General features: G+C 63.9%; 24 protein-coding genes and 1 other RNA gene. 16 read left to right on the top strand and 9 right to left on the bottom strand.

Annotation, left to right across the window (positions count from 1 at the left end; all coding sequences use genetic code 11):
• Window positions 1–37 precede the first annotated feature (37 nt).
• The 4 genes from ACQY4G_RS00625 (at window position 38) to ACQY4G_RS00640 (ending at window position 3,914) form a co-directional block, all read left to right on the top strand.
• Entirely contained in the window at window positions 38–1,246 is a 1,209-nt protein-coding gene (locus tag ACQY4G_RS00625) for a hydrolase (RefSeq protein WP_421992296.1), read from the top strand.
• Window positions 1,243–2,259 (top strand): arginine N-succinyltransferase, encoded by a 1,017-nt coding sequence (locus ACQY4G_RS00630; RefSeq protein WP_291169508.1) that lies wholly within the window; start codon window positions 1,243–1,245, stop codon window positions 2,257–2,259. The genes ACQY4G_RS00625 and ACQY4G_RS00630 overlap by 4 nt, the downstream gene beginning before the upstream one ends.
• Complete coding sequence (locus tag ACQY4G_RS00635; protein ID WP_421992298.1) at window positions 2,241–3,509, top strand: N-succinylarginine dihydrolase; 1,269 nt, start codon at window positions 2,241–2,243, stop codon at window positions 3,507–3,509. The genes ACQY4G_RS00630 and ACQY4G_RS00635 overlap by 19 nt, the downstream gene beginning before the upstream one ends.
• 144 nt (window positions 3,510–3,653) lie before the next feature.
• A complete protein-coding gene (locus tag ACQY4G_RS00640; RefSeq protein WP_421992300.1) occupies window positions 3,654–3,914 on the top strand; it encodes a hypothetical protein in 261 nt (86 codons plus the stop codon).
• Between the two features lie 3 nt (window positions 3,915–3,917).
• Here ACQY4G_RS00640 and ACQY4G_RS00645 read toward each other — a convergent pair whose 3' ends face one another.
• Together ACQY4G_RS00645 and ssrA are read right to left on the bottom strand one after the other, a co-directional pair.
• Window positions 3,918–4,598, bottom strand: a complete 681-nt coding sequence (locus ACQY4G_RS00645; RefSeq protein WP_421992302.1) for a CPBP family intramembrane glutamic endopeptidase — start codon at window positions 4,596–4,598, stop codon at window positions 3,918–3,920.
• Between the two features lie 363 nt (window positions 4,599–4,961).
• Window positions 4,962–5,307: a transfer-messenger RNA gene (gene ssrA, locus ACQY4G_RS00650) on the bottom strand.
• Between the two features lie 208 nt (window positions 5,308–5,515).
• On the opposite strand from ssrA, the gene ACQY4G_RS00655 reads away from it, so the two are divergent.
• From ACQY4G_RS00655 to ACQY4G_RS00675, 5 genes are read left to right on the top strand one after another with little or no spacing between them, the layout of a single operon-like run.
• A complete protein-coding gene (locus ACQY4G_RS00655) occupies window positions 5,516–6,139 on the top strand; it encodes a LemA family protein (RefSeq protein ID WP_067694534.1) in 624 nt (207 codons plus the stop codon).
• An 11-nt stretch (window positions 6,140–6,150) separates the two neighbouring features.
• Window positions 6,151–6,969, top strand: coding sequence for a TPM domain-containing protein (locus ACQY4G_RS00660; RefSeq protein WP_421992304.1), 819 nt, complete (start codon window positions 6,151–6,153; stop codon window positions 6,967–6,969).
• Window positions 6,969–7,643, top strand: coding sequence for a TPM domain-containing protein (locus tag ACQY4G_RS00665; RefSeq protein WP_421992306.1), 675 nt, complete (start codon window positions 6,969–6,971; stop codon window positions 7,641–7,643). Before ACQY4G_RS00660 ends, ACQY4G_RS00665 begins: the two co-directional genes overlap by 1 nt.
• Window positions 7,644–7,654: 11 nt before the next feature.
• Window positions 7,655–8,233 carry an NUDIX hydrolase gene (locus ACQY4G_RS00670; protein ID WP_421992308.1) on the top strand — a complete coding sequence of 193 codons (579 nt, stop codon included), beginning with the start codon at window positions 7,655–7,657 and terminating at the stop codon, window positions 8,231–8,233.
• The gene (locus ACQY4G_RS00675; RefSeq protein WP_421992310.1) at window positions 8,230–9,012 is read left to right on the top strand and encodes an SDR family oxidoreductase; all 783 of its coding nucleotides are present in this window, start codon (window positions 8,230–8,232) and stop codon (window positions 9,010–9,012) included. The genes ACQY4G_RS00670 and ACQY4G_RS00675 overlap by 4 nt, the downstream gene beginning before the upstream one ends.
• Before the next feature lie 99 nt (window positions 9,013–9,111).
• Here the strand turns inward: ACQY4G_RS00675 and ACQY4G_RS00680 are convergent, their stop codons facing one another.
• The 3 genes from ACQY4G_RS00680 to ACQY4G_RS00690 are packed head-to-tail and all read right to left on the bottom strand — an operon-like array spanning window position 9,112 to window position 9,609.
• Window positions 9,112–9,333, bottom strand: coding sequence for a PspC domain-containing protein (locus ACQY4G_RS00680; protein WP_421992312.1), 222 nt, complete (start codon window positions 9,331–9,333; stop codon window positions 9,112–9,114).
• The gene (locus ACQY4G_RS00685; RefSeq protein ID WP_198147703.1) at window positions 9,330–9,446 is read right to left on the bottom strand and encodes a recombination protein F; all 117 of its coding nucleotides are present in this window, start codon (window positions 9,444–9,446) and stop codon (window positions 9,330–9,332) included. Before ACQY4G_RS00685 ends, ACQY4G_RS00680 begins: the two co-directional genes overlap by 4 nt.
• Window positions 9,447–9,489: 43 nt before the next feature.
• On the bottom strand, window positions 9,490–9,609 hold the full coding sequence (locus ACQY4G_RS00690) for a recombination protein F (protein WP_421992314.1): 120 nt from the start codon (window positions 9,607–9,609) through the stop codon (window positions 9,490–9,492).
• Between the two features lie 229 nt (window positions 9,610–9,838).
• Here ACQY4G_RS00690 and recF point away from each other — a divergent pair, with 229 nt between their 5' ends.
• Entirely contained in the window at window positions 9,839–10,921 is a 1,083-nt protein-coding gene (gene recF, locus ACQY4G_RS00695; protein WP_421993532.1) for a DNA replication/repair protein RecF, read from the top strand.
• Here the strand turns inward: recF and ACQY4G_RS00700 are convergent.
• Window positions 10,918–11,625, bottom strand: a complete 708-nt coding sequence (locus ACQY4G_RS00700) for an arylesterase (protein ID WP_421992316.1) — start codon at window positions 11,623–11,625, stop codon at window positions 10,918–10,920. The two genes, recF and ACQY4G_RS00700, sit on opposite strands and share 4 nt — an antisense overlap.
• Before the next feature lie 47 nt (window positions 11,626–11,672).
• Between ACQY4G_RS00700 and ACQY4G_RS00705 the strand changes: the two genes are divergently transcribed.
• Together ACQY4G_RS00705 and ACQY4G_RS00710 are read left to right on the top strand one after the other, a co-directional pair.
• Window positions 11,673–12,377: an ABC transporter ATP-binding protein gene (locus tag ACQY4G_RS00705; RefSeq protein ID WP_421992318.1), complete on the top strand. Its 705-nt coding sequence runs from the start codon at window positions 11,673–11,675 to the stop codon at window positions 12,375–12,377.
• On the top strand, window positions 12,374–14,881 hold the full coding sequence (locus ACQY4G_RS00710) for an ABC transporter permease (protein WP_421992320.1): 2,508 nt from the start codon (window positions 12,374–12,376) through the stop codon (window positions 14,879–14,881). Before ACQY4G_RS00705 ends, ACQY4G_RS00710 begins: the two co-directional genes overlap by 4 nt.
• Here the strand turns inward: ACQY4G_RS00710 and ACQY4G_RS00715 are convergent.
• Window positions 14,878–15,324, bottom strand: a complete 447-nt coding sequence (locus tag ACQY4G_RS00715) for a GNAT family N-acetyltransferase (RefSeq protein ID WP_421992322.1) — start codon at window positions 15,322–15,324, stop codon at window positions 14,878–14,880. The two genes, ACQY4G_RS00710 and ACQY4G_RS00715, sit on opposite strands and share 4 nt — an antisense overlap.
• 109 nt (window positions 15,325–15,433) lie before the next feature.
• Window positions 15,434–18,127, bottom strand: coding sequence for a TonB-dependent receptor (locus ACQY4G_RS00720; RefSeq protein WP_421992324.1), 2,694 nt, complete (start codon window positions 18,125–18,127; stop codon window positions 15,434–15,436).
• A 257-nt stretch (window positions 18,128–18,384) separates the two neighbouring features.
• On the opposite strand from ACQY4G_RS00720, the gene typA reads away from it, so the two are divergent.
• Together typA and ACQY4G_RS00730 are read left to right on the top strand one after the other, a co-directional pair.
• Window positions 18,385–20,208 carry a translational GTPase TypA gene (typA, locus tag ACQY4G_RS00725; RefSeq protein WP_421992326.1) on the top strand — a complete coding sequence of 608 codons (1,824 nt, stop codon included), beginning with the start codon at window positions 18,385–18,387 and terminating at the stop codon, window positions 20,206–20,208.
• 107 nt (window positions 20,209–20,315) lie between these two features.
• Window positions 20,316–21,059, top strand: coding sequence for a LuxR C-terminal-related transcriptional regulator (locus ACQY4G_RS00730; RefSeq protein WP_421992328.1), 744 nt, complete (start codon window positions 20,316–20,318; stop codon window positions 21,057–21,059).
• A gap of 497 nt (window positions 21,060–21,556) precedes the next feature.
• Here the strand turns inward: ACQY4G_RS00730 and ACQY4G_RS00735 are convergent, their stop codons facing one another.
• Window positions 21,557–22,312, bottom strand: coding sequence for a hypothetical protein (locus tag ACQY4G_RS00735; protein ID WP_421992330.1), 756 nt, complete (start codon window positions 22,310–22,312; stop codon window positions 21,557–21,559).
• Window positions 22,313–22,431: 119 nt separating this feature from the next.
• On the opposite strand from ACQY4G_RS00735, the gene putP reads away from it, so the two are divergent.
• Together putP and ggt are read left to right on the top strand one after the other, a co-directional pair.
• Window positions 22,432–23,913, top strand: coding sequence for a sodium/proline symporter PutP (gene putP / locus ACQY4G_RS00740; protein WP_291169469.1), 1,482 nt, complete (start codon window positions 22,432–22,434; stop codon window positions 23,911–23,913).
• A gap of 40 nt (window positions 23,914–23,953) precedes the next feature.
• Window positions 23,954–25,744 carry a gamma-glutamyltransferase gene (gene ggt / locus ACQY4G_RS00745; protein WP_421992332.1) on the top strand — a complete coding sequence of 597 codons (1,791 nt, stop codon included), beginning with the start codon at window positions 23,954–23,956 and terminating at the stop codon, window positions 25,742–25,744.
• Window positions 25,745–25,763: the final 19 nt, after the last annotated feature.

Raw genomic sequence — 25,763 nt, forward strand, 5'->3', positions numbered from 1 at the left:
GTGGACTCGGGCCCGAGCAGGACTAAGGACGTTGCACATGAAACCGGATACCGCCCCGCAAGCGCTTCTCGAAGCGATCGATGCCGAACGAATGCTGCGAGAGGTCCAGGAATGGGCGGCGATCAACACCGGCACCGCCAATATCGAGGGGTTGGCGCGTATGGCGAGCGTGCTGGCGGATGCCTTCAGCGCGCTTCCGGGAGAGGTCGAACTGGTCGACCCGGCCACGGTCACCGCGATTTCCTCCGAAGGTCGCGAGTACGAAAAACCGCACGGCCAGCACTTGGTGCTGCGCGTGCGTCCCGATGCCGAGCGCCGATTCGTGCTGACCGGCCACATGGATACGGTCTTCCCCGTCGATCACCCGTTCCAGGAGACTGTCTGGCTCGACGACGAGACCATCAACGGGCCCGGCACAGCCGACATGAAGGGCGGGCTGAACGTGATCCTCCACGCGCTCGAGACCTTCGAGACGATCGAGGGTTCGGATCGCGTCGGCTACGACGTGATGATCAATTCGGACGAGGAAACCGGCAGCCTCGCCAGCCGGAGCCTGATCGAAGAGCTGGCGCGCGGGAAATATGCCGCGCTGACCTACGAGCCCAGCGCCCTGCCCGACGGCACGCTCGCCCATGCGCGCGGCGGCACGGGCAATTACTCGATCACCTTTACCGGCAAGTCCGCCCATGCCGGGCGCAATCCGCATGACGGGCGCAACGCAATCGTCGCTGCCAGCGACCTCGTGTTGCGGATCAAGGCGCTCGAGGCCGACGACATCACCGTCAATCCTGCGAAGATCGAAGGCGGCAGCGCGAACAATGTCGTGCCCGACCTTGCTATCCTGCGCTTCAATATTCGCCCCAAGTCGACCGATGCGATGGACCGCTTCGACGGCGAACTCGATACGATCCTCGCCGCGATCAAGGCGGAACACGAGGTTGATATCCACCGCCACGGGGGCGTCACGCGCCCGCCCAAGCCGGTCGATGCGAAGGCGCAGCGCCTGTTCGACCTCGTCAAGGCATGCGGCGCCGAGCTGGGCCAGCAGATCGGCTGGAAATCCACCGGAGGCGTGTGCGACGGCAACAATATCGCTGCCACCGGCGTGCCCGTGGTCGACACGATGGGCGTGCGCGGCGGTGCCATCCACTCGCCCGACGAATTTATGATCGTACCTTCGCTCAGGGAACGCGCCGCGCTGTCCGCGCTGGTCCTCGCGAAGCTATCCACCGGAGACCATTTGTGACCTTTCGCCTGCGCGCAGCGCATATCAGCGATCTCGAACATCTTTATGAAATGGCCAAGCTTACCGGCGGCGGATTTACCAACCTGCCTGCCGACCGCGCCGCGCTGACCAAGAAGCTCGAGCGCGCCGAGGAAGCCTTCTCGCGTACCGACGACGAATTGGGCGATGACCAGTTCACCCTCGTCCTCGAGAATACCGAGAGCGGTCAGGTGCGCGGCACCTGCCAGCTGTTCAGCCAGGTCGGCCAGCAATGGCCCTTCTACAGCTACCGCCTGAACACGCTGACACAGCACAGCCAGGAACTCGACCGCACGGTACGCGCCGAACTGCTCAGCCTCGTTACCGACCTCGAAGGCTCTTCGGAAGTCGGCGGGCTGTTCCTCCACCCGGGAGAGCGCGCGGGCGGGCTCGGGCTGCTGCTCGCCCGCAGCCGCTATCTCTTCGTAGCCATGCATCGCCACCGCTTTGCGGACCGCATCATCGCCGAATTGCGCGGAGTGATCGACGATCGCGGCGGTTCGCCTTTCTGGGACGGCGTTGCCGGCCGGTTTTTCGGAATGACCTTTCAGGAAGCCGACTACTTCAATGCCATCAACGGCAACCAGTTTATCGCCGACCTGATGCCCAAGCACCCCGTCTATGTCGCCATGCTCGACGACGAAGCCAAGAAAGTCATCGGCGTACCGCATCCCAGCGGCCGTGCAGCCATGCGCATGCTCGAAAACGAGGGCTTCGCGCATGAAGGGTATGTCGACATCTTCGACGGTGGCCCGACCATGACGGCGCGGACGGACAATGTGAAGAGCATCGCCAATTCGGTACCCGGCCGCGTCTCGGCAACCGATCTCGATATCGGCGAACGCGCGCTTATCGCCACCGGCACGCTCGGCACGTTTCGAAGCGCCTTCGGCATGCGCGAAATCTTCGAGGACGGGACGATCGCCATCGACGCGGCTTGCGCCAAAGTGCTCGAGGTAGACGAGGGCGACGAGGTATGGAGCGTGGCGAGATGAGCGGGCTGGCCGAGATCAATTTCGACGGAATCGTCGGGCCGAGCCACAATTATGCCGGCCTAAGCCTCGGCAATGTCGCCAGCGCGAGTCACAAGGGCGATACCTCTTATCCTCGCGCGGCAGCGCTGCAGGGGGTCGCGAAGATGCGCGGCAACATGCAGCGCGGGCTCGCGCAGGGCTTCCTGCTGCCGCTACGGCGCCCGAACAACGATTTGCTGCGCGCTCTTGCGGTCGACGAGTTTACCGACCGCGCCCTGCTGGCGGCGGCCTGGTCTGCCAGTTCGATGTGGACCGCCAATGCCGCCACGGTCAGTCCGGCGCCCGACACCGCCGACGGGCGCTGCCATCTGACACCCGCCAACCTCGTCACCATGCTTCACCGGGGGCAGGAATGGCGCGACACGCAGGCGCAATTGAAGATCGCCTTCGGCGACGAGCAGCACTTCGAAGTGCACGATGCGGTGCCGCCCAGCTTCGGCGACGAGGGCGCGGCCAATCACATGCGGTTTTGCGAGGGCCATGGCTCTCCGGGTGTCGAAGTGTTCGTCTACGGCCGGCCGGGAGGGCGCTTTCCAGCGCGCCAGCACGAACAGGCCAGTCGCGCGGTCGCCCGGTTGCATGGCCTCGACCCCGCCCGGTGCGTGTTCATCGAACAGAATCCGGCGGCGATCGAGGCGGGCGCGTTTCACAACGACGTCGTGGCGGTGGCGAACGAGACCGTGCTGTTCACCCATGAGCGCGCCTTTGCCGACCGCGAAGATGCCTATGAAGCGATCCTCGCCGTCTTCCCTAAGCTGCAAGTCGTCGAAGTCCCGGACAGCGCGGTCAGCCTCGAGGAGGCGATCAGGACCTATCTCTTCAACGCGCAACTGCTGACGTTGCCGAACGGTGAAATGGCGCTGATCGTGCCGAGCGAATGCCGGGAAAGTGCCAGCGTTTGGCAATGGTGCGAACACATGTTCGCTTCGGATGGGCCGATCCGGCAAGTGATCCCGGTCGATGTGCGTCAGTCGATGGCCAATGGCGGCGGCCCCGCCTGTCTGCGACTGCGGGTGGTCGCCGATCCAGCCACCGTGGATCCGCGATTCCTCCTAGACGAAGCCAAGGCGGACCGAATCGAGACTGTGATCGCCCAGATGTGGCCCGAGCGAATCGAGCCGCAGGATGTCGGCTCGGCAAATCTTGCGAAGACCGTGATCGAAGCGCGCGAAGCGCTGCTTTCCGTCTTGTCGCTGGACGAACTCGCCTGATCCGGACTACCCGAAGTTAACGCGCTGGACTGGTGTGTCGGGCGCTCTTACAGTGCATCGGAAATTAACCATCGGAGCGCCGGTAAATCCGTCGCTGGCACGGGTATTGCAGCCCGCAGGTTAACAAGGGAGACCGACCCCAACGTGCTGACCAGGATGAAACGGCTGTTCGTGATCAAGACGCGGGTCGAAGCGTATCTGATAATCTTCGCCCTCGCCCTGGGCGCGATGACGCGCGGCGCGCATTATACGGTCGAGTATCCCGGCGTGGGCGGATATCTGCTGTTCGGCGCGACGGGTGGTGCGGTGTTTCTCGGCGGCGCCAAGATCCTCGACGCGCTGCGCTACGAACGCGAGGCGCGGCAGCGGGATGCGGGCGAAGTGCCTGGCGATCCCACCCCCTAGTTCCTATGCACCCAGAAAACGTTGCGTCTGGCTGATGGAATTGACCAGCCCGTGCACCAACACCAGCGGCCAGATGTTGCGCTTGCCGAACCAGATGTAGATCAAGCCGAAGACCAGCCCGATGCCGCCGGTGACCAGGGCGCCATGCATTCCCTGATAGTAATAGTGGCGGTAGCCGAAAAATACGGCAGCCAGCAGCACCGCCGCCAGTGTCGCGCCCCTTCCGCCGCCCAGGACCGTGCTCGCTTTCGTTATCACGAAAGCACGAAACAGCAGTTCCTCGAAGAACGAGCCATGCGTCCAGACCAGTGCCATGATCAGGAGATAGCCGGGCAGGTTTCCCTTTACGAAGTCGAACCGCCCGCTCGCACCGACATCCTCGAAGAAGATGTCCGCAATGGCGCCGAAACCGGCGGCTGCGCCGACAAATGCGAGAAAGACCACGACACACAGGCCCAGCGTCCGCCACCAGCTATCGGGTTTGCGCAAGCCGAGAGCGGCCCAGTTCAACCCGCGCCTGTAAAGCAGGAAAGTCGCCACGATCATCGCCGAGAAGGTCGAGACCGGCCCGGCGTAAACGATGGTAAAGGGCAGCACGCTCTGCTTGACTGCCACGAGCGTGCCGACAACCAGGGCCAGATCGCCCAGCGCAGATTGTCTCGATTGATTGGTTTCTGCGTCCATGCGCCCCCCTTTTTTACTCTCACATGGGACCTCGCAAGAAATGGCCGCGGCGCAAACTGGGGTCGACCAATGGCAAATCTCGCTCGCCGAAGCCTGTTTAGGGGGCGATAGCGGCAGACGAGCGAATTGGCAGATCGCAAAACCGCACGATGGGCTGGCCCTTAGATCCGCCGTCATTCTCGAGAGGAGGACCGTAGCGCCTTCACAACGATGATTGCGCTCAAATGGAGTAAGGGGGGGGTTCTGTTGCTAGCTGCCCCGGACTCAGATGCAGGGGCGAGAACCCTCGCGCCATGGCGAACTCGGCTCTCTCAATCTAGCGAAGGTGGGGCGGTTCTGTTGCTAGGCCCGCCCCGGGCCCCCGGAATCCGCTTCTGTTGCCCGGTGGGTCCAACCGCGCTTTAGCTTTGTAAGATCAGGCCGTTAGGCCATCAGGTTACGCAGCGAGAGCGAGTGCTTCATTGTCATTGGCACTTGTGTGTTGTGAACAGTTTTGCGGGGTACTCAGCCCGGGCGAAAACACTGTCTTTCAGCACACGTCGATCCTAGTTCGGCCCCGTCAAAAACCGCGCATATCCCGCGGGTTATGGTGGAGCCGCCGGGTACTGCCCCCGGGTCCATTGTACCTATTACACAGCGCAATTTATCGCCATATCCGGTCGAAACCGGCAAAGCCCCATATAGCGATCCAAGGCTTAATGTGAAGTGAGCAAGGCGAGCATCGCCCTGGCGATGACGGCATCCACGCCGGGAGATTCCGCCGGGCAATATGTTTTTCCGGGCTCCTACGCATTTACCCCTCAGATGCCCCGATCCCATGGCATGGACGCGCCTGTGGCATGGAATCGCGTTAATCTTGAATGGACGCGAAGGTGTGCTATCTAGGCAAGACACGTTTACCACATGAAGGATTTTCCATGAACCGCTTGGCTGCTTTTCGCACCACTATCGTTGCCGCTGCCGCGCTTGCGCTTTCGGCTTGCGGGATCAACTCGGTCCCCGCAGCAGAGGAAACGGCGAAGGCCAAGTGGGCCGATGTCGAAGCCGCCTTCCAGCAGCGCGCAAATCTCGTGCCCAATCTCGAACAGATCGTGATGAGTTCGGCCGAGCAGGAGCGCGAAACGCTCGAATCGGTGATCCAGGCGCGCGCTTCGGCCACGCGGCCCGAAATCCAACTCGATGGCGACGATCTCGGCGACCCCGAGAAGATGGCGCAGTACCAGGAAGCGCAAAACACCTTCGGTGGCGCCCTGTCGCGGCTGATGGCCAATGTCGAAGCCTATCCCGAATTGCGCAGCCAGGAAAACTTCGGCCGCTTCATGACCCAGATCGAAGGGCAGGAGAACCGCATCCGCGTTGCCATCCGCGACTACAACGAAGCGGTGCGCCAGTATAACACCACGATCCGCACCTTTCCCGACACGATCGGCGCAAACATCATACACGGCGCGGAACCCATGGTCCCCTACGAAGCCGTGACCGAGGGTGCGGAAGTGGCACCCACGCTCGACATGCGTTCGGATAGCGACGCCGCGAACTGAGCGGCGCACCGATGCGCATACTATCCCGTCTGATCTTGCCGCTGGCCGCGGTGCTGGGTCTTGCCCAGCCCGCCGCCGCGCAGGACTTCCCCGAGCGCGGCACCGCACCGGTCGTCGATGCGGCCAATATCATCGACGAGGCGACCGAGGCGGCACTGACCGAGAAACTCGATGCCTTCGAGGAGCGCAGTCAGCGGCAATTCGTCATCGCGACGATTCCCGACCTTCAGGGGTACGAGATCTCCGACTACGGCTATCGCCTCGGCCGCGAATGGGCGCTGGGCGATGCCGAGAACGATGACGGCATCCTGCTCATCGTCGCACCCAATGAGCGCATGATGCGCATCGAGGTCGGCTATGGGCTGGAGGGGATCATCCCCGACGGACTCGCCTTCGAATATGTCGAGGGAATGAAGCCGTACTTCCGCGATGACGACTATTCCGCCGGAATCGCTTGGGGTGCGGATCAGATCATAACCCAGCTGGAACTGCCACCCGAAGAAGCTGCACGCATTGCGCAGGAGCGCAGCGAAGCGCGGGAGAACGAGGGCGGCTTTCCTATCGGCGCGCTGATCTGGCTCGCCTTCATTTTCTTCTTTTTCGTCCTGCCGATGCTCGGCCGCGGCCGGCGGCGGCGCTATCGTCGCGGAGGCGTGGGCGGTGTCGTGGGCGACATCATTCTGTGGGAAGCCGGCAAGGCGATCGCCCGCGGCCTCACCGATGACGATTGGGGCGGCGGAGGCGGCGGCTTCGGTGGCGGAGGCGGCTTCGGCGGTTTCTCCGGCGGCGGCGGCAGTTTCGGGGGCGGTGGCGCCTCCGGGGGGTGGTAATGGCCTATCTTTCACAAGCCGATCACAAGATAGTTTCGGACGCGGTAGCCGAGGCTGAGCTCACCACCAGCGGCGAGATCGTCACCGTGCTCGCCGACCACAGCGACGGCTATTCCGATGTCGTACTGGTGTGGGCGGCTGCGCTTGCCTTTTCCGCCATGAGTCTGTTCGCGATGCTGCCCCAGCCCTTCATGGATCTGTGGGATTCGCTGATCGGCGGATGGATGCATGAATGGACCACCGGCGAAGTCGCCAGCATGACCATCGCCCTGGGGCTCGTCGCCTTCGCGCTGGGCTGGCTGCTGCTGAGCTGGGCCCCGCTGCGCTTTGCCTTGACTCCTGGGCCGGTGAAAACCGCGCGCGTGCATGCTCGCGCTATCAAGCACTTCAAGGTCGGCGCGGAACGCCGCACGCACGGCCGCACCGGAGTGCTGCTCTATCTTTCGATGCGCGAACACCGCGCCGAGATCGTCGCCGACCAGCCGATCGCCGAAAAGGTCCCTGCAGAGGTGTGGGGCGAGGCGATGGCGGACATGCTGGCGGAGATCAAAGAAGGCCGCATCGCCGAGGGGCTCGCTGCGGGCGTGCGCGACGTCGGCAAGGTCCTGTCCGAACATTTCCCGCGCGCAGAGGACGACCAGAACGAGTTGCCCGACAGGCTGATCGAGGTCTAGACGCCGCGTCCATGAGTGAACCCATCGCCCAGCCGGGGCGCGATCCGGATGCCGACCTGCCCGAAGACGTCATGTGGCAGGGCAAGTTCGTTACCGCGAAAAAGCGGGGACGGTGGGAATATGCATCCCGGTCCCGGGGTATCCGCGCCGCCGCGATCATCGCCATCGACGATCAGGACCACGTCATCCTTGTCAGCCAATACCGCGTCCCTTTGGGCCGTATCTGCCTCGAAATTCCTGCCGGCCTGATCGGCGACGATGATGGACAAAGCGACGAAAGCGCAGAAGTCGCCGCCGGTCGCGAGCTGGAAGAAGAAACCGGCTACCGTGCTGCACGGTTCGAAAACCTCGGCAGTTTCTTCTCCTCGCCCGGCATGGTCAGCGAAAGCTTCACGCTGCTTCGCGCGCATGGCCTGACCAAGGTCGGCGAAGGCGGCGGAACCGAAAGTGAAGACATCGTTGTGCATCGTATTCCCCGTTCCGGGCTTGCGGAATTTGTTGCCCGCTGGCGCGCCATGGGTCACGGGGTGGATGTACGGATCGCCATGCTGCTCGCATCGGTCGATCTGCTGGAGGGAGAGAGAAAATGACGGGACGTTGCGAAGGCAAGCTGGCACTGGTTACGGGTGCGGCGCAGGGGCTTGGGCGCGCCCATGCGACGCGGTTGGCCGAAGAGGGCGCGCGGGTGCTGTGTACCGACATCAACGGCGAAGGCGCAGCGGAAACCGCCAGCCTGATCAACGAGGCGCTGGGCGATGGCACCGCCTTTTCTATCGCGCATGACGTCACCGACCCGCACGCCTGGGAAGTCGCGGTCGATGCCGCGCGCGAACAGCTCGGCGGTCTCAACGTGCTGGTCAACAATGCCGGGATCGGCGTCGCCGGCAATATCGAGACTTGCGATTTCGACGACTGGAAGCGCTGTTTCGCGATCAATGTGGATTCGATTTTCCACGGCTGCCAGAAGGCGCTGCCGCTGATGCGCGAGCATGCACCGGGATCAATCGTCAACATCTCGAGCATCGCCGGGCTGATCGCCAGCGACACCATGCCCGCCTATAATGCCAGCAAGGCGTCGGTATGGATGCTGTCGAAGTCGATCGCGCTGCACTGCGCCAAGAACAACATGCAGATCCGCTGCAATTCGGTGCATCCGACCTTTGTCGATACGCCGATTCTCGACGGGACCGCCAAGCATCACAATCTCGACAAGGGCGTGCTGATGGACAAGCTGGCGCGGCAGATCCCGCTCAAATTCGTCGGCGAGCCGAACGATATCGCCAATGCCGTGGTCTATCTGGCGAGCGACGAAAGCCGCTTCATGACCGGTGCCGAGCTTAAGCTCGATGGCGGCATCTCGGCCATGTAGAATCAAGAGAGGGGCCGATCAGGCCCCTCCCGGTTCTCTCATCGATTTGTGGGCACGACCGCCCCATGAAAACCGGGTCGGTCTGGCGAGTGGCCGTGCTCAGTCGGCAATCAGCGCGATTGCCAGATAGATCAGGATGAAGCTGCCGAAACCGAGCAGCGTTCCTGCGACGAAGCCCAGGCGGACCCAGGTGGCGTCGATCCCGAAGTAGCGGGCGATGCCGGAGCAGACACCCAGCAACTTGCCGTCGCTGCGGTCGAGCGCGAAGCGCTTGGTGGGACGGACGGCGTGGTCGTTTTCGCGGAATTTGAGATCGTTCATGCTACCAGTCCATTCGGCGAGGCGGGGATGATGGCCGTGGCGAAGAAGGCCGCCGATATGGCCAGCGAGAAGGCAGCTGCGAAGAGCTTGCTGCCGTTTTCCGAGTTGAACATAATTCCTTTCCTTTTGATTTGATGGGATGGGTTAGACGGCCGATCAGGCGATGAGGCCGGCGGGGCTTGCGGGGACGATGGCTGCGGCCATGAACATTGCCGAGACGCTGAGAGCGAAGACGGCGGCGAGTGCACGGTTGCTGGCATTTTTGAAGACGGACATTTGGTAACTCCTTGAACCTTGGCTTGTTTTCCCCGGACCATCCGGGTTGCCCCATACGATGCAATGGGCGTGCCAAACTCTAAAAACCGCAGAAATCAGCCATTCTCCTATGAACACCCACGCAGGAACTCGTTCAGCAATCCGAAAGGTTGGGAAAATTTCCCAAATATTGGAAAATGGCCTTTCGAGTAGCGATGGCTGCGTGCGCCCGCTATCGCCCGTCACTCACATGGCGCTCGACCGCATCTCCCTGACCGACTTCCGCAACCACGCCGCGACCGAGATGGGCGAGACCGCGCAGTTCAACCTGCTGGTGGGCGAAAACGGCGCGGGCAAGACCAATGTGCTCGAGGCGCTTTCGCTGCTCGCGCCCGGTCGCGGACTGCGCCGCGCGGCGCTCGCCGACATGGTCCGTAGCGGGAGCGAGACGGGTTTCGGGATCGGGGCGAGCCTGGCGCAGCAAGACGACGAATCCGTGCGCCTGGCAACTTACTCCGAAGGCGCCAATCCCGGTCGCCGCCGTGTGCGGATTAATGGGGCGGAGAGCAGCGCTACCAGTCTCGGCGAATGGCTGGCAGTGACCTGGCTCACCCCGGCGATGGACGGGCTGTTTACCGGACCCGCAAGCGACCGGCGGCGTTATATGGATCGCCTTGCCCTCGCGCTCGATCCGGGACATGCGAGCCACGCCGCACGCTACGAAGCGGCCTTGCGCGAACGCAACCGCCTGCTTTCCGACATGCGCGAACCCGAAAGCGCCTGGCTCGATGCGATCGAGGCGCAGATGGTCCAGCACGGCTCGGCGTTGATGCAGGGCCGTGCACGTTTGGTCGAGACGCTGGCGGTGCGGCTTGCGGAAATGCCAGCCGATCCTTTCGCCCGTCCCGCCCTCACCTACAACCCGGGCGCGCCCGACCATGCCGACGGCCTCAGTCAGGCGCTATACGACAATCGCAAGCGCGACCGGGCCGCACAGCGGACGCTGTCGGGTCCGCATCGCGACGAGCTCGAGGTGGTTCATGCCGCCAAGCGCGTGCCCGCGGCGCAAAGCTCGACCGGCGAGCAGAAGGCGATGCTGGTGGCGATGACGCTCGCGCATGCAGGCCTCGCCGCGCAGGGGCGGGCAGGATTGCTCCTGCTCGACGAAGTGGCCGCGCATCTCGATCCCGTGCGCCGCGCCGCCTTGTTCGACCAATTGCGCCGGAACGGCTCTCAGGTGTGGATGACGGGTACCGAGCCCGCTCCCTTCAGCACGATAGCGGGTGAAGCCGCCGTCTGGCGTGTAAGAGCCGGAGCCGTGGAGCGCGCCTAACCGGTCGGCGGCAGCGCCGCTTCGACATCGTCCACCGTATCCTCGACCAGCTCGGTGATACCTTCGGCGGTCGGGTGGATGCGATCGTCGAGGAACAGGTTCTGGTCCTCGTAGATACTCTCGAGCCAGAACGGCACCAGCGCCGCGCCGTATTCCTGCGCCAGTTCGCCATAAAGGGCGTCGAACTGCCGCTGATACTGCTCGCCGTAATTCGGCGGAGAGCGCATGCCCATAAGCAACACCGGGATCTCGCGATCGCGCAATTCCTCGAGCATCGCTTCGAAATTGGCGCGGGTCTGATCGGGCTGGATCCCGCGCAACATGTCGTTGCCGCCCAGCTCGAGAATGACGAGGTCGGGCTTCGTCGCCTGTGCATCGAGCGTGAATGCGAGGCGCTGGCGTCCCGCAGCGCTCGTGTCGCCCGAAACGCCGGCATCGATCACCCTCGCATTGATGCCCCGCGCCCGCATGGCGTCCTCGAGCTGCTCGGGGTACCCCTGCTGCTCCTCCAGACCGTATCCGGCAAACAGACTGTCGCCGAATGCGAGGATGCGACGCTCCGGCCCCTCGACTGCGATCTCGGTAATGGTGTCTGCTTCGGCCCCGGCAATCTCGGTGGCCGGTGCCTCGGCGACATCCCCTGAATTGCCGCATGCAGCCAGAGAGAAAGCGATTACCATTATCGACAAATGCCGTAGCAGCATCGGCGAGTTTCCTTGTGCAAATTCGGGCCTCATGCCATCGCAGGCTCGTGACAAACTCTCAAGCCGCGATTTCCGCCCGCAACCTCACCCTCACCCTCGGCACCGCAGAAGCGCCGGTCGATATCCTGCGCGGGATCGATCTCGATATCGCGCTCGGCTCGACCGTGGCGCTGCTCGGTCCGTCCGGATCCGGCAAGAGTTCGCTGATGGCGGTGCTTTCCGGTCTCGAACGCGCGAGCGGAGGCAGCCTGCTGGTTGCAAACGAGGATTTTGCCGCGATGGATGAAGACGCGCTGGCCCATGCGCGGCGCGGACGCATCGGGATTGTGCTGCAGGCGTTTCACCTGCTGCCGACCATGACCGCACTCGAAAACGTCGCCACGCCGATGGAGCTGGCAGGCGAAACCGATGCGCAGGCGCGCGCCAGGGCGGAGCTCGAGGCCGTTGGCCTCGGCCACCGGCTCGACCACTACCCGCAGCAGCTTTCGGGCGGCGAGCAGCAGCGCGTGGCCATCGCGCGAGCGATCGCCCCGCGCCCGGACCTGATTTTCGCCGACGAGCCGACGGGCAACCTCGATGCCGGCACCGGTCACGAGATCGTCGAACTGCTCTTCGACCGCCGCGCGGAAACCGGCGCCACGCTGCTGGTCATCACACATGACCCCGAACTGGCCGAGCATTGCGAGCGCGTGCTCCAGCTCGCCGATGGCCGTATCGTCAGCGATACCCTGTCGGCCAAGGACGCCGCATGAGCTGGGCGACCGCCTGGCGCATCGCACGGCGCGACCTGAACGCGCGCTTCCGGGGACTTCGGCTCCTGCTCGTATGCCTGTTTCTCGGTACCGGCGCGCTAGCCGCGATCGGGTCGCTGACCGCCGCCATCGAACGCGAGATCGAGGCGAATGGGCGCGAATATCTCGGCGGAGACCTCCAGGTCGAATTGTGGCAGCGCGGCCTCAACGAAGAGGAACGCGCGGCGCTCGACGAATTGGGCGACGTGTCCGCCGGTATCCGCATGCAGGCCATGGCGCGCTACGGCGACCAGGCCGCGCCGATCGAACTGAAGGCGGTCGACGCGGCCTACCCGCTCTATGGGGAATTGACGCTCGAAGACGGGCGCTCGGTCGGCTCGCCACGGCAGGACGAGGCCTGGCTGTCGCCCGGCGCGGCAGACCGGCTGGGTGTGACGCCTGGCGACAGGATCACCATCGGGAGCGCAACGCTTGGCGTAGGCGGGATCGTCGCGAACGAGCCCGATCGGCTAAGCGAAGGCTTTCAGCTCGGCCCCACTATCATCGTCGCGCAGGATCTTCCCGTGCGCGCCGGGCTAATCGCGCCGGGATCGATGTACCAGACCAAGACCCGGGTCCGCTTTTCGGACAATCGCGACATCCGCGAAACCCGCAACGCGCTCGAGGAACAGTTTCCCGCGCAAGGCTTCGATATCGATACCGCCGAACGCGCGGCGCCGGGCACCGATCGCTTCGTCGATCGCATGGGTGAATTCCTCACGCTCGTCGGGCTTGCCGCGCTGGTGATTGCCGGAATCGGCATCGGCGGGGGCGTGACGTCCTATCTCGACGCCCGGCGTCAGGGCATCGCCACGCTGAAGATCCTCGGCGCATCGAGCGGCGATATCGCGCGCATATATGCGCTGCAGATCGTCGCCGCCTCGCTCGTCGGCAGCCTTGCGGGGATCGCGGTCGGCGTTGCCCTCGTGCCCTTGCTTGCGACTGCGTTGCAAGGTCTGCTTCCCGTATCGAGTGGCCTGGTGCTCGATCCCGGCGCGATCCTGCTGGCGCTGGCTTACGGCATGCTGGTCGCGCTGGTCTTTGCGGCCCCGCCCCTGCTGCGTGCGCGGCATTTCCCCGCGATGGCCTTGATGCGCGCCCGCGTCGCCCCGCTGGCCCGCGACCCGCAGGCGCTTATTCTCGTGGGCGGCGGCCTGGCGGCAATCGTCGCACTGGCGCTGCTCACTGCCGAGAATCCCTTGCTGTCCGGAGGATTCCTGGCGGGAGCCGCTGGGGTTCTCGCCCTCCTCGCGCTGCTCGGCCTCGGCATCCGCAAGCTGGCGGGCGCGCTGCCCCGTCCGCAAAGCCCGGTGGCCCGCAACGCGCTTGCCAATCTTCACCGGCCAGGCTCATCGACAGGTGCGCTGGTAACCGCGCTCGGCTTCGGCCTCGCTGCCTTCGTGCTACTGGCAGCCGTGCAGAGCGCAATCGACGGCAATATCGCCAAGCGCGTACCCGACCGCGCACCAGACTATTTCGTACTCGACATACCGCGCGACCAGGTGACCGAATTCGAAACACTGGTGCGCCAGGCCGATCCCGATGCCGACTGGCGCACGGTGCCTGCATTGCGCGGTTCCGTCCTCGCCTTCGGACCCGAGGGCGACATGACCCGCACGCTCGATCTCGAGGAAATCCCCGACGGCGCCTGGGCGCTGCGCGGCGAGCGCGGGCTGACCTATTCCGACACGCTTCCCGAAGGCAACGAATTGACCGAAGGCGAATGGTGGGGGCCGTTCTACGAGGGCGAACCGCTGGTGTCGGTGGACGAGGAATTTGCCGATGCTGCCGGGCTCGAAGTGGGCGACATGCTCACCTTCGGCGTTCTCGGGGTCGAACGCACCGCAAGGATCGCAAATCTGCGACGGATCGACTGGGAGAGCCTGGGCTTCAATTATGTCTTCGTACTCAGCCCCAATGCGATTCAGGATGCACCGCACAACCTCGCGGCCACTGTTGAGCTCACCCGGGGAACGCCCACCGGGCCGTTGCTCCAGTCGCTGGTCGCGGCACTGCCTTCGACCTCGGTGATCGAGGTCGGCGGCGTGCTCGAACAGGCGCGAACGATCCTCGAACAGGTCGGCCTCGCTACGCTCGCGGCGGCAAGCGTCGCGGTGCTGGCGGGTCTCGCGGTGCTGCTCGGGGCGATCGCAGCGGCGCGCGCGGCGCGGACTTACGATACCGTCGTCCTGCGCGTGCTCGGGGCGGACCGGCGACAGGTTCTGGTCATGCAGCTGATCGAATATGTCGTCCTTGCCGGGGCGCTCGCCCTGGTCGCGCTCGGCATCGGAAGCGTCGCCGCCTGGCTGGTCGTCACCCAGCTTTTCGAATTCGACTGGCTGCCCGACTGGGGCGTCATCCTTGCGGTTCTGGGACTTGGGATTGCGATCGTCCTGGCGTTCGCGCTAGGCGCCTCGCTGCCGCTGCTGCGGGCCAAGCCCGCACAAGCGCTGCGGGCGCTCTAGCCTCCGACCACGATCCGGTAACGCAAGCGGGGGAGCCTCCTTCCGGGGATCGACGCCGAAGCCACGTGCCCGCTATCGACGGCGCCCATCCTGCGATAGAATTCGGCGGCTTGCGGATCCGCGGCAATTGTCAGGATTTGTCCGCCGCGAGTACCGACGGCTTCCACCGCCCAGGCGAATAGCCGCCTGCCGATGCCGCTACCGATGGCCAGCGGATCGACGAAGAGTTTTTCAAGTTCCCAGATTTCGTCCACTCCGGTGACTTGCGCGACGCCCACAAGCGCACCGTTCCCTCGCAGGCCGACAGCCAATCCGCCCTCCAGATCCGCTGCCCGAAGGGTCAGTTCGTCCCGGCAGGCGGTCATGAATGCCGCATCGTAGCCCCAATGCGCCTTGGAGCGCAGGCACAGGGCGCTGGCTTTTTCCAGCTCCTGCTCGGTCAAAGGTCGAATTCCGCCGGCTATGCCGCGTTCTTCGCGCCTTCGGTCGCTGTGGGCAAAAAGAAAAGGGGGCCCGAAAGCCCCCTTCCCCATTTCGAATTGTCTTATCCGATCAGAAGCGGAAGCGCGCCGCCACGCCGTAGGTGCGCGGCTGGTTCGGGTAGCCGGAAATCGCCTGCCCCTGCGCCACCGCCGGGAAGACCGTGGTGAGGAAGCGATCGTCAAGCAGGTTGCGGCCCCAAACGGTCAGTTCCAGCCCCATGTCGAACGCGTAGGTCAGCGAAGCGTTGAGGCTGTTGACCTCGCGCTTGAATGCAGCCGCAGCGGCGCGGGCCGGACCGAAATCGCGCGCTCCCGTTGCCGGGTCGACCACGATGAAGTTGGTCAGCCCGTCCACCACCTGCACCGGCGAGGCATAGGAGAAATCGCCCCGCAGGATGATGCGGTCGCCATTGGAATTGACTTCCTTGTCATACTGCGCACCGAAGACGGCCGACAGTTCGGGCACACCGGCCACCGGCTCACCCGAAAGGTCGCCGACCGGCGAAGCGACGAAGCTGTCGTACTTCGCATCGAGATAGGTCATCGCGACGCTCAGCGTCAGCTCGTCGCTGGCGTAGAACTGGCCGTCGAACTCGACGCCGAAGGTTTCCTGCTTGCCCGCGTTCGACAGGATGAAGGAGGTCCCGGTGAAGGTGTTCGCCTGGAAATCCTCGATCGACTGCTGGAAGAAGGTCAGGTTCGCGGCGGCGCGATCCCAATTGCCCTTGATGCCGACTTCGTAAACTTCCGAATTTTCGGCATTGGCGAAGCGGGTACCGGGGCGCAGGTTGGTGACCGCCAGCCCGGCTGCCTGAAGCGCGGCAAAGTCGGCCGGGAGAGGACGGCTGTCGCGCGACAGGTTGAAGCTCGGCGCCTTGTAGCCCGTGGCCCAGCTCGCATAGACGTTGAGCGTCGGCGAGATTTCATAGGCGAGGCGGACGTTCCAGCTCCAGTCATCGTCATTGGTGGAGCAGTCTTCCACCGCGTTCGGGCAGTTCTGCAGCGGCGGCAGGAACTGGAACGGGGTCAGCGCCAGCAGCGGGTTGACCGCGGGATTTGTGTCGTTCGCATCGGCGAAGGCCTGTGCCGGACCGGCGATCAGCTGATTGAAGGCGGGAAGGCCGATATTGCCGATCAGCGCCTGGATTTCGGCAGCCGTTGCCGGGCGACCGAGGTTGAGCGCCTGGCCGGCCCCGACCGCGATACCCTGCTGGGTAATCGCCGTATTGCCCGAAGCCACCAGATCGATGTTCGAGAACACATCGGTGCTGACCGAATTGGTCACGATCTGCTTCTTGTCCTTGGTGTAGTTCGCACCAAGCGTGAGAACGAGCCGGTCGGTAATCTCGAAATCGACATTGCCGAAGAACGAATAGGCCTCGTTATCCTGCACGATGTTGTTGAAGAAGCCCTGGCCGGCAGCGAAGAACTGGCCGGTGTAGTTCTGGCCGTTGAGCGCCGAAAGCGTCGCTTCGAGCGTGTTGACATTCTGCGTTCCGCCGGTGGCGCCCTGCAGCAGCAGGTCGGCAAAGGGACGGAAACCGGGTCCGTAGACGATGTCGTCCGAGGTATCGACGCGCTCGTCGAAATAGTAGCCGCCGATCAGGAAGTTCAGCGGGCCGTCGAAATCGGACGCGATGCGCAGTTCCTGGGTGAAGGTGTCGATATCGGCGTCGCCGATATTCGCACCGGTGACCGCCGGAAGGCTGGTGAAGTCGACGTCCTGGTCGGCCATCAGGCTGGTGTTGCGATAGGCGGTGATGGACGTCAGCGTCAGCGCGCCAAATTCGTAATCGATCTGGCCCGAGATACCGTAGTTCTCGACCTCGTTGAGCGGATCGACATCGGTGAAGACGACATCGCCATCGGGATTGTTGCGGAAGTCGTTGACCTGTCCGCCGAGGAGCTGGATTGCGCCCAGTTCCGCCGAGGGTGCGACGTTTACGACACCGCAGCAACGCTCTTCGATACGGTCGTAATCGGCAATCACACGGACGCGCAGCGGGCCGCCGTTGTCGAACAGCATCTGGCCGCGGGTGAACCAGCGGTCACGGTCGTTGATGTCCTGACCATTGACGCCATTGGTAAGGAAGCCGTCGCGCTTGTTGATGCCGGCGCCGAAGCTGAAGGCCAGTGAATCGCTGACCGGACCGGTCACGTAGCCCTTGGCCACGATGGCATCGAAATTGCCGTAACTCGCCTCGACCATGCCGCCGAAGTCGAACTCGGGTTCCTTGGTAACGATCGAGATCACGCCCGCGCTGGCGTTCTTGCCGAACAGGGTCGACTGGGGCCCGCGCAGCACTTCGACGCGCTGGATGTCGGGGAGGTCGGAAATCTGCGAAACGGCACGGCTGCGATAGACGCCGTCGACGAACATGGCGACCGAGGGTTCGAGGCCGATGTTGTTGCCGTCGGTGCCGAAGCCGCGGATCGAGTAGCTGGTCGCGAACGAGCTCTGGTTCTGGCTCACGCGCAAAGAGGGTACCACGGTGGCGAGGTCGGCGACGTCGCGGATCTGCGCGCGTTCGATGGTTTCGGCGCTGGTCACGCTGACCGCGACCGGGGTTTCCTGCAGCGTCTGCTCCCGCTTCGTCGCGGTCACGACGATGACATTGCTGGTGGCGGGCGCTTCGACGTCGGTGTCGTCCGCCTCGGTTGCGGCATCCTGTGCCTGGGCAGCGGCGGGCAGCGCGAGCGCGGCGGTGCCGGCAAGCAGGGCGGTACGAACGGTCGCAGTGCGGCCGAAAGTAATGAATTTCATGAAAGGTCCTCTTCTCTCAAGACGTCTTTTGGTCTGCTGCGCAGTCCCCAAAATCACGCAAGCCACGGCGAGTTACCAGACTCGCATGGCCTCTCAAGTATTTAGCCGACCAGCGTAGAAGCTCATCCGACGACTGTGCCTTTCGCGTTACACCGCAGCGCCTTGCCGCAGTGCAGCATCTGGGCTAGGGGCGCGCCCGAAACGCGAAGCGCGCCTGCGCGTTGACGCTACGACACCCTGATAGAAAGCAAACACCCATGTCCCGCGACCTGCGCAACGTGGCGATCATCGCCCACGTCGACCACGGCAAGACCACCCTCGTCGACCAGCTCTTCCGCCAATCGGGCACCTTCCGCGAAAACCAGCGCGTCGAAGAGCGCGCGATGGATTCGAACGATCTGGAAAAGGAACGCGGGATCACGATCCTCGCCAAGTGCACCAGCGTCGAGTGGAACGGAACGCGTATCAATATCGTCGACACGCCGGGCCACGCCGACTTCGGCGCCGAAGTCGAGCGCATCCTGAGCATGGTCGATGGCGTCATCCTGCTGGTCGACAGCGCCGAAGGCCCGATGCCGCAGACCAAGTTCGTCACCGGCAAGGCGCTGGGTCTCGGCCTGCGCCCGATCGTGGTGGTCAACAAGATCGACCGGTCCGATGCCCGCCCGCAGGCGGTCCTGGACGAAGTGTTCGACCTGTTCGCCTCGCTCGATGCCAACGACGACCAGCTCGACTTTCCCTCGCTCTGGGCCTCGGGCCGCGATGGCTATGCGAGTGAAGACGAGCACGCCCGCGAGGGCAATCTCGAACCGCTGTTCAAGCTGATCGTCGATCACGTGCCCGAACCCGGCCTCGACACCGAAGCGCCGTTCAGCTTCCTCGCCACGCTGCTCGACCGCGACAATTTCATGGGCCGCGTGCTCACCGGCCGCGTCCAGTCGGGCAAGATCGACGTCAACGACCCGATCCACGCGCTCGACGCGGACGGCAACGTCATCGAAGTCGGCCGCGCGACCAAGCTGCTGTCCTTCGACGGCCTCGACCGCGTACCGGTCGACAGCGCGCAGGCGGGCGACATCATCGCGCTCGCCGGTCTCGAAAAGGCGACCGTCTCGAACACCATCGCCGATCCGGCGGTGAAGGAACCGATCGAAGCGCAGCCGATCGATCCGCCGACGCTTGCCATGCAGTTCTCGGTCAACGACAGCCCGCTTGCCGGGCGCGAGGGCAGCAAGGTCACCAGCCGCATGATCCGCGATCGTCTCTATCGCGAAGCGGAAACCAATGTCGCCATCCGCATCACCGAAAGCGCCGACAAGGACAGCTTCGAGGTCGCCGGCCGCGGCGAACTCCAGCTCGGCGTGCTGATCGAGACGATGCGTCGCGAGGGCTTCGAACTCGGCATCAGCCGCCCACGCGTGCTGTTCCGCGAGGAAAACGGCCAGCGCATGGAGCCGTTCGAAACAGTCGTCATCGACGTCGACGACGAGCATTCGGGCACGGTCGTGGAGAAGATGCAGCGCCGCAAGGCCGAGCTGACCGAGATGCGCCCCTCGGGCCAGGGTAAGACCCGCATCACCTTCTCCGCCCCCTCGCGCGGCCTGATCGGCTACCACGGCGAATTCCTGTCCGACACGCGCGGCACGGGCATCATGAACCGCCTGTTCGAAAAGTACGATACCTATCGCGGGCCGATCGAAGGCCGCCAGAACGGCGTTCTCATCTCGATGGTCCCGGGCGAAGCCGTGGGCTACGCGCTCAACGCGCTGGAAGACCGTGGCGAGCTGTTCATCCGCCCGCAGGCGAAGATCTACGAGGGCATGATCATCGGCGAAAACGCCAAGCCTGACGATCTCGAAGTCAACCCGATGAAGTCGAAGCAGCTGACGAACTTCCGTTCGACCGGCAAGGACGACGCCATCCGCCTGACCCCGCCGCGCGTGATGACGCTGGAGCAGGCGATCGCCTATATCGACGATGACGAAATGGTCGAGGTAACACCCGAAAGCATCCGCCTGCGCAAGGCGATCCTCGACCCGCACGAGCGCAAGCGCGCGAAACGCAAGATGGAAGCGTCCTAACCCGCTGATTCGACGCGCCGCTTCCGTTTCGCTACATCTCCTCCCATCGAGGGCTCTTGCCGGGAGGAGATTTCGTGCCGCCGCACCTGGCGAGTTTTCTGTCGACGTTGTTCGAATCGCGCGCTGGCGAGGCCAAACTCACCTTCGACGAGGTGTTGGATGCATATGCCGCCTTCATCAATGCATCCGGTATCGAGTACTATAACTTCGGTTTAGTCGAGCTTGGCGGCGCCGAGGAGAGCGCGCCCGACCTTTTTGCATCCAACATGCCGGAATATTGGCTCGAGGAATACAACGCAGCCGGCCTGGCCGCCGACGATTATGTCGCACGGCAAGTGGAAGCGCTGAGCGAGACGCGATCCTATTCGAGCTTCGGTTTCGGCGACTGGCTCGTACCGCAGCTGGAGGGGCAAGATCTCGTCTCCGCACCCGTTCTTCGAGGGTGCGCCGATGCGGGGCTGAAGGACGCAGTCGGACTGGTCGGTCGGACCGCCGTGCGCGGACGCGAGGGCACCGTGCAATATTTCGGGCTGGGACTGGGCGGTGACCACGGCAGCCGCGCCCATGCGCAGGACATGTCCTGCGACTTGCTCGTGGCTACATTCGCGCTGATCGAGCACCTCCATCCGCGCCTCGCCATGCATGCCGACAGGTGTTTTTCGAGCCTCTCGCCGAGAGAAAAGGACGTATTGGGCGCGCTTTCCCAAGGATTGCGGCGGGATCGGATTGCCGAACGGTTGTCTATCGCTTTACCGACAGTCGATCATCACTGCGCCAATATCCGGCGCAAGCTCGATGCCCCCACCCTCGCTGCGGCTGTAGCGATGGGCTACCGTTACGGATTCCTGTAGCAACGACAGGCGATGCGAAGCATCTGGCATCAGCGATGATGGGAATACATCGTATGACGCGATAGCTGTTTGCGGGGCGTTGTGAGGAATCTGCGCAAACCGTCCAGTACCGAGAGCATGAAATGCGACAGGATCGTCGCGCAGATCAGCGCAAGCAATACGGGTATCGCAATCGGAAACAGGATGATCGCCGCGACCCGCACAAGCCGCGGCCATGAATAGGGGCGAATGAGGTAAGCAAACCATTTGCGTCAGGTCGATTGTCACAGGACCTCCTTCGGTGGCTTCAAAGCGCGCCTCGCCTGGGCTGGTGCCTGTCACCCCCCGCGAGCCTTGGACCAAAGTCGCCGACGACACGAACCGCGGGGAGTGACAGGGCTTTTGCCGGCCCAAGTCAGCCTCTTCAATCTAGCGGTTCGCATTTCGGTGTGAACCTATGAGAAGTATTCATTGTCGGGCCTTGCGCAGAAGCGCGCTCGCGCTCAGCCTGCGGCGTTTCAGGTCACGACGAGGTGAATCTCTCCCAAGACCAGGACCGCATACAGGGCCACACCCCCGAGAAACGGCAGAAAGTAACTCTTGCGCTCCTCGGGCAGTTCTTCCTTCAGCACCAACAACACGATCCCTCCCGCGACGAAAGCGAACAGGCAGGCGATGACGATTTCGGGCAAATCCACCAGCAAGCCCAGCGCCCATCCGCCCAGCGTGGCCACCGCGAGTATCCAGCGGCCTCGCCGATCGTAAAGTTCGGGATGGTCGGAGCGCGTACCGAAGTCTGCCGTGACGAAATGGAGCATCATCGCCGCAAAATAAAGGACAAGCCCGGCCGTCCCGGAATCCTCGCGGTGGTTGAGCAAATAGGCGATCATCAGCATGAGCAAACCGCTGGCCCCGATATGAACCCAGAAGATGCCACGATGCGGCCTGTCCCTGCCCTCGTTTGTCATTCGCTCGTCGCGCGAAACTGCGAGCGCACGCTCCAATCCGTAGAAGAGGACGAGTCCGGCCAGCGACAAGGTGTAGACCCAGCTTTCCGCAATCACCGCAGCGAGCTGTGTCTCCCGGCCGAATGTCGTCGCATGCGCGCCCAGTTCGGGTAGGATGTGCAGGAACACATATCCGACTGCTACGCCGCCCGCGAAACTCAGCCATTTGCTGCGCGGCGTTCGCTCGAGAAAGCGCAATTTTCCGACGAACAGATGCACGGTGCAAAAGGCGAGCGCCATCAGGCCGGTAATAAGCGTCATCGGCATAATCGAGCCCTATAAGACGCGCGCGCGATTGGCCATGTCTCACGCTCGAAGACCCGTTATCGGAGCAATTCCCCGAGGCCGGTGGTCAGCGCAGCATCAGTCTGTTAGGTGGCGCGCCCATGCAGACCGGCACATATATTTCACTCGCCTTATATTTTATTCTCATGATCGCGATCGGCCTGTGGGCCTGGAAGCGGTCGACCGATACCAGTGAGGGCTACCTCCTCGCCGGACGCAACCTGCCACCGGCAGTCGCAGCCCTGAGCGCCGGCGCTTCGGATATGAGCGGCTGGCTTCTGCTCGGCCTGCCCGGCGCGCTTTACGCCAGCGGGCTGGTCGAGGCATGGATCGGCATCGGACTGTTCGTGGGCGCACTGGCCAACTGGTTCGTGGTTGCGCCGCGTCTGCGCGCGCAGACCGAAAGCTACGGCAATTCGCTGACCATTCCCGAGTTTCTCGCCAACCGCTTCCCCGACAAGGCGGTTGCGCTGCGCGTTATCTCGGCGCTGATCGTGGTGGTATTCTTCGCGGTCTATACCGCGGCAGGCCTGGTCGGCGGCGGCAAGCTGTTCGAAACCAGTTTCGCCAGCGCATTCGGCGATGTCGGCATGAGCGATTACATGCTCGGCATCTGGATCACCGCGCTGGTCGTGCTGGCCTATACGATGGTCGGCGGTTTTCTTGCCGTCAGCCTGACCGATTTCGTGCAGGGCCTGATCATGGTCGTCGCGCTGATCGTCATGCCGCTGGTCGTCATGTTCGGCGAGGGCGGCAGCGGGGGCGGATCACTCACGCAAGTGCCGGTCGACGGCTTTCTGAGTCTCACCGCCGGCCTCACCCTGCTCGGTTTCATCAGTGCAGTGACGTGGGGCCTCGGCTATTTCGGCCAGCCGCATATCATCGTGCGCTTCATGGCCATCGACACGGTCGAGAAGGTGCGCCCGGCGCGCAATATCGGCATGACCTGGATGGGCGTGGCGCTGCTCGGCTCGATCGGTATCGGCATCGCGGGGCGAGCCTTCGTGGAACGCAACGGTCTGGTGGTGGACGATCCGGAAACGATCTTCATCGTGCTCGCCAACCTGCTGTTCCATCCGTTGATCACCGGCTTCCTGCTGGCGGCGCTGCTGGCGGCAATCATGTCGACGATCAGTTCGCAGCTGCTGGTTGCTTCCAGCTCGCTGACCGAGGATTTCTACAAGCTGTTCTTCCGCCGCAATGCCTCGGAGCGCGAGAGCGTGAACGTTGGGCGCATCTGCGTGGCGCTGGTCGCCTTCGCGGCGATCGTCATCGCCAGCGATCCCGACAGCCAGGTGCTCGGCCTCGTCTCGAACGCATGGGCCGGTTTCGGCGCAGCCTTCGGTCCGCTGATCATCCTTTCGCTGACCTGGGACCGTATGACCGGCGCAGGCGCCGTGGCAGGGCTCGTCACCGGCGCGGCCGTAGTGATGGCTTGGATCGCGCTGGGCTGGAATTCCGCCCTGCCCGGCATGGATCAGGGGCTCTACGAAATCGTCCCGGGCTTCATCGCCGCCTGGCTCGCCATCTGGCTGGTCAGCAAGGCGACCGCAGGCTCCGCAGAGCGCCCCTTGCCAGCCTGACGCAGCTTCGCCACACCGTCTCCCGATAGAGGAGACACAGATGCGAGCACTAATGGCGGGCATAGCGGCCCTCGCCCTCACGGCCATCCCGGCGACCGGGCAGGAGCCTTCGGCCGCGCCCACGGTCGAAGAACAGATCGGCGGCGGCGGGCGGCCGGTGGGCGCGAACTGGGCGCGCAGCCCGGTGATTGCGGAAAACGGCATGGCCGCCACCGCGCACCCGCTGGCGACGCAGGTCGCGCTCGATATCCTCAAGGCGGGCGGCAATGCGGTCGACGCGGCAATTGCCGCCAATGCCGCGCTCGGCCTGATGGAGCCGACCGGCAATGGCATCGGCGGCGATCTCTATGCGATCGTCTACGATCCCGAGACCGGCAAGCTGCATGGGATCAACGGATCCGGTCGCAGCCCCAAGGGGCAGACGCTGGAGCAACTGCTCGAAAAACTCGACGGCGCGGACGCGCTGCCCCCGGTCGGCCCCTTGCCCGTCACGATCCCCGGCACGGTCGATGCGTGGTTCGCGATGCACGCAAAATTCGGCAAGCTGTCGATGGCAGAGAATCTCGCCCCCACGGTGCGCTATGCCCGCGACGGGCACCCGATCGCACCGGTCATCGGCATGTATCTCGACCGTGCGCTCCGCGCCTATACCGCGCGACGCGAGGCCTATCCGTTCGAATTCGACAACGCGATCAAGGTCTGGTTCGCCGACGGCGATGCGCCGAACGCGGGCGAAATCTTCAGGAATCCCGACCTCGCAGATACGCTTGAGACGATCGGCCGCGAGGGACGCGATGCTTTCTATGACGGCGCGCTCACGCAAGTGATGGTGGACTATCTCCAGGCGCAGGGCAGCGCCTTCACGCGCGACGATTTCGCCAACCACACCAGCGACTGGGTCGAGCCGGCCTGTGCCGAATACAAGAATGGCTACGAGCTGTGCGAACTGCCGCCCAACGGCCAGGGCTTCGCCGCATTGCAGATGGTCAATATCCTCAAGAACATCGACCTTTCGCAATGGGAACGCGGCAGCCCCGAGGCGCTGCATTACATGGTCGAGGCGAAGCGCCTCGCCTATGCCGATGTCGCACGCTTCTATGCCGATACCGACTTCGCCCCCTTCCCCGAGGAACTGCTCACCGAGGAATACGGCCTTGAACGCTTCGCGCTGATCGACCCGGACAAGGCTACGCCCGAATTCGGGCCCGGCGAACCCAAGCTCGAGGGCGAAGGCGACACTACCTACCTCACCGTGGTCGATGGCGAGGGCCTGATGGTCAGCCTGATCCAGTCGAACTATCGCGGAATGGGCGGCGGGCTGGTCGCGCCCGGCACCGGCTTCATGTTCCAGGATCGTGGCGAGCTGTTCAGCCTCGATCCTGCGCATCCCAATGCCTACGCGCCCGGCAAGCGCCCCTTCCACACGATCATCCCCGCCTTCGTTAAGAAGGACGGCAAGCCGTGGATGACGCTGGGCCTGATGGGTGGCGGCATGCAGCCACAGGGCCATGTCCAGATCCTCGTCAATATCGTCGATTACGGTATGAACCTGCAGGAAGCCGGCGATGCGGCGCGCTTCAACCACGACGGCGGCCGTCAGCCCACCGAGCCGCTGGAGGGACCGGCAGCCGACCCGCTCGGCACGCTCTATGTCGAGCCCGGCATCCCCGCCGAAACGATCGAGCGCTTGCGCGCCATGGGCCACAAGGTGGACGTGATCGACAACGGCATCATGTTCGGTGGCTACCAGGCTATTGCGCGCGATCCCGAAACGGGCGTGCTGACCGGCGCGACGGAGATGCGCAAGGACGGGCAGGCAAGCGGCTATTGATGGTCGTGCAAGTGAGGAG

The organism is Qipengyuania sp. (assembly GCF_965277845.1).
Taxonomy (GTDB): domain Bacteria; phylum Pseudomonadota; class Alphaproteobacteria; order Sphingomonadales; family Sphingomonadaceae; genus Qipengyuania.

What these genes read in the sequence shown, in the direction of transcription:
- ACQY4G_RS00665 (WP_421992306.1), top strand. Translation starts at nt 6,969, where the DNA reads ATGGCCTATCTTTCACAAGCCGATCACAAGATAGTTTCGGACGCGGTA.
- recF (WP_421993532.1), top strand. Translation starts at nt 9,839, where the DNA reads ATGGCGCTCGACCGCATCTCCCTGACCGACTTCCGCAACCACGCCGCG.
- ACQY4G_RS00685 (WP_198147703.1), bottom strand. Translation starts at nt 9,446, where the DNA reads ATGTTCAACTCGGAAAACGGCAGCAAGCTCTTCGCAGCTGCCTTCTCG.
- ACQY4G_RS00680 (WP_421992312.1), bottom strand. Translation starts at nt 9,333, where the DNA reads ATGAACGATCTCAAATTCCGCGAAAACGACCACGCCGTCCGTCCCACC.
- ggt (WP_421992332.1), top strand. Translation starts at nt 23,954, where the DNA reads ATGCGAGCACTAATGGCGGGCATAGCGGCCCTCGCCCTCACGGCCATC.
- ACQY4G_RS00720 (WP_421992324.1), bottom strand. Translation starts at nt 18,127, where the DNA reads ATGAAATTCATTACTTTCGGCCGCACTGCGACCGTTCGTACCGCCCTG.
- ACQY4G_RS00675 (WP_421992310.1), top strand. Translation starts at nt 8,230, where the DNA reads ATGACGGGACGTTGCGAAGGCAAGCTGGCACTGGTTACGGGTGCGGCG.
- ACQY4G_RS00710 (WP_421992320.1), top strand. Translation starts at nt 12,374, where the DNA reads ATGAGCTGGGCGACCGCCTGGCGCATCGCACGGCGCGACCTGAACGCG.
- ACQY4G_RS00690 (WP_421992314.1), bottom strand. Translation starts at nt 9,609, where the DNA reads ATGTCCGTCTTCAAAAATGCCAGCAACCGTGCACTCGCCGCCGTCTTC.
- ACQY4G_RS00735 (WP_421992330.1), bottom strand. Translation starts at nt 22,312, where the DNA reads ATGCCGATGACGCTTATTACCGGCCTGATGGCGCTCGCCTTTTGCACC.
- putP (WP_291169469.1), top strand. Translation starts at nt 22,432, where the DNA reads ATGCAGACCGGCACATATATTTCACTCGCCTTATATTTTATTCTCATG.
- ACQY4G_RS00625 (WP_421992296.1), top strand. Translation starts at nt 38, where the DNA reads ATGAAACCGGATACCGCCCCGCAAGCGCTTCTCGAAGCGATCGATGCC.
- ACQY4G_RS00660 (WP_421992304.1), top strand. Translation starts at nt 6,151, where the DNA reads ATGCGCATACTATCCCGTCTGATCTTGCCGCTGGCCGCGGTGCTGGGT.
- typA (WP_421992326.1), top strand. Translation starts at nt 18,385, where the DNA reads ATGTCCCGCGACCTGCGCAACGTGGCGATCATCGCCCACGTCGACCAC.
- ACQY4G_RS00700 (WP_421992316.1), bottom strand. Translation starts at nt 11,625, where the DNA reads ATGCTGCTACGGCATTTGTCGATAATGGTAATCGCTTTCTCTCTGGCT.
- ACQY4G_RS00645 (WP_421992302.1), bottom strand. Translation starts at nt 4,598, where the DNA reads ATGGACGCAGAAACCAATCAATCGAGACAATCTGCGCTGGGCGATCTG.
- ACQY4G_RS00670 (WP_421992308.1), top strand. Translation starts at nt 7,655, where the DNA reads ATGAGTGAACCCATCGCCCAGCCGGGGCGCGATCCGGATGCCGACCTG.
- ACQY4G_RS00635 (WP_421992298.1), top strand. Translation starts at nt 2,241, where the DNA reads ATGGAGCGTGGCGAGATGAGCGGGCTGGCCGAGATCAATTTCGACGGA.
- ACQY4G_RS00655 (WP_067694534.1), top strand. Translation starts at nt 5,516, where the DNA reads ATGAACCGCTTGGCTGCTTTTCGCACCACTATCGTTGCCGCTGCCGCG.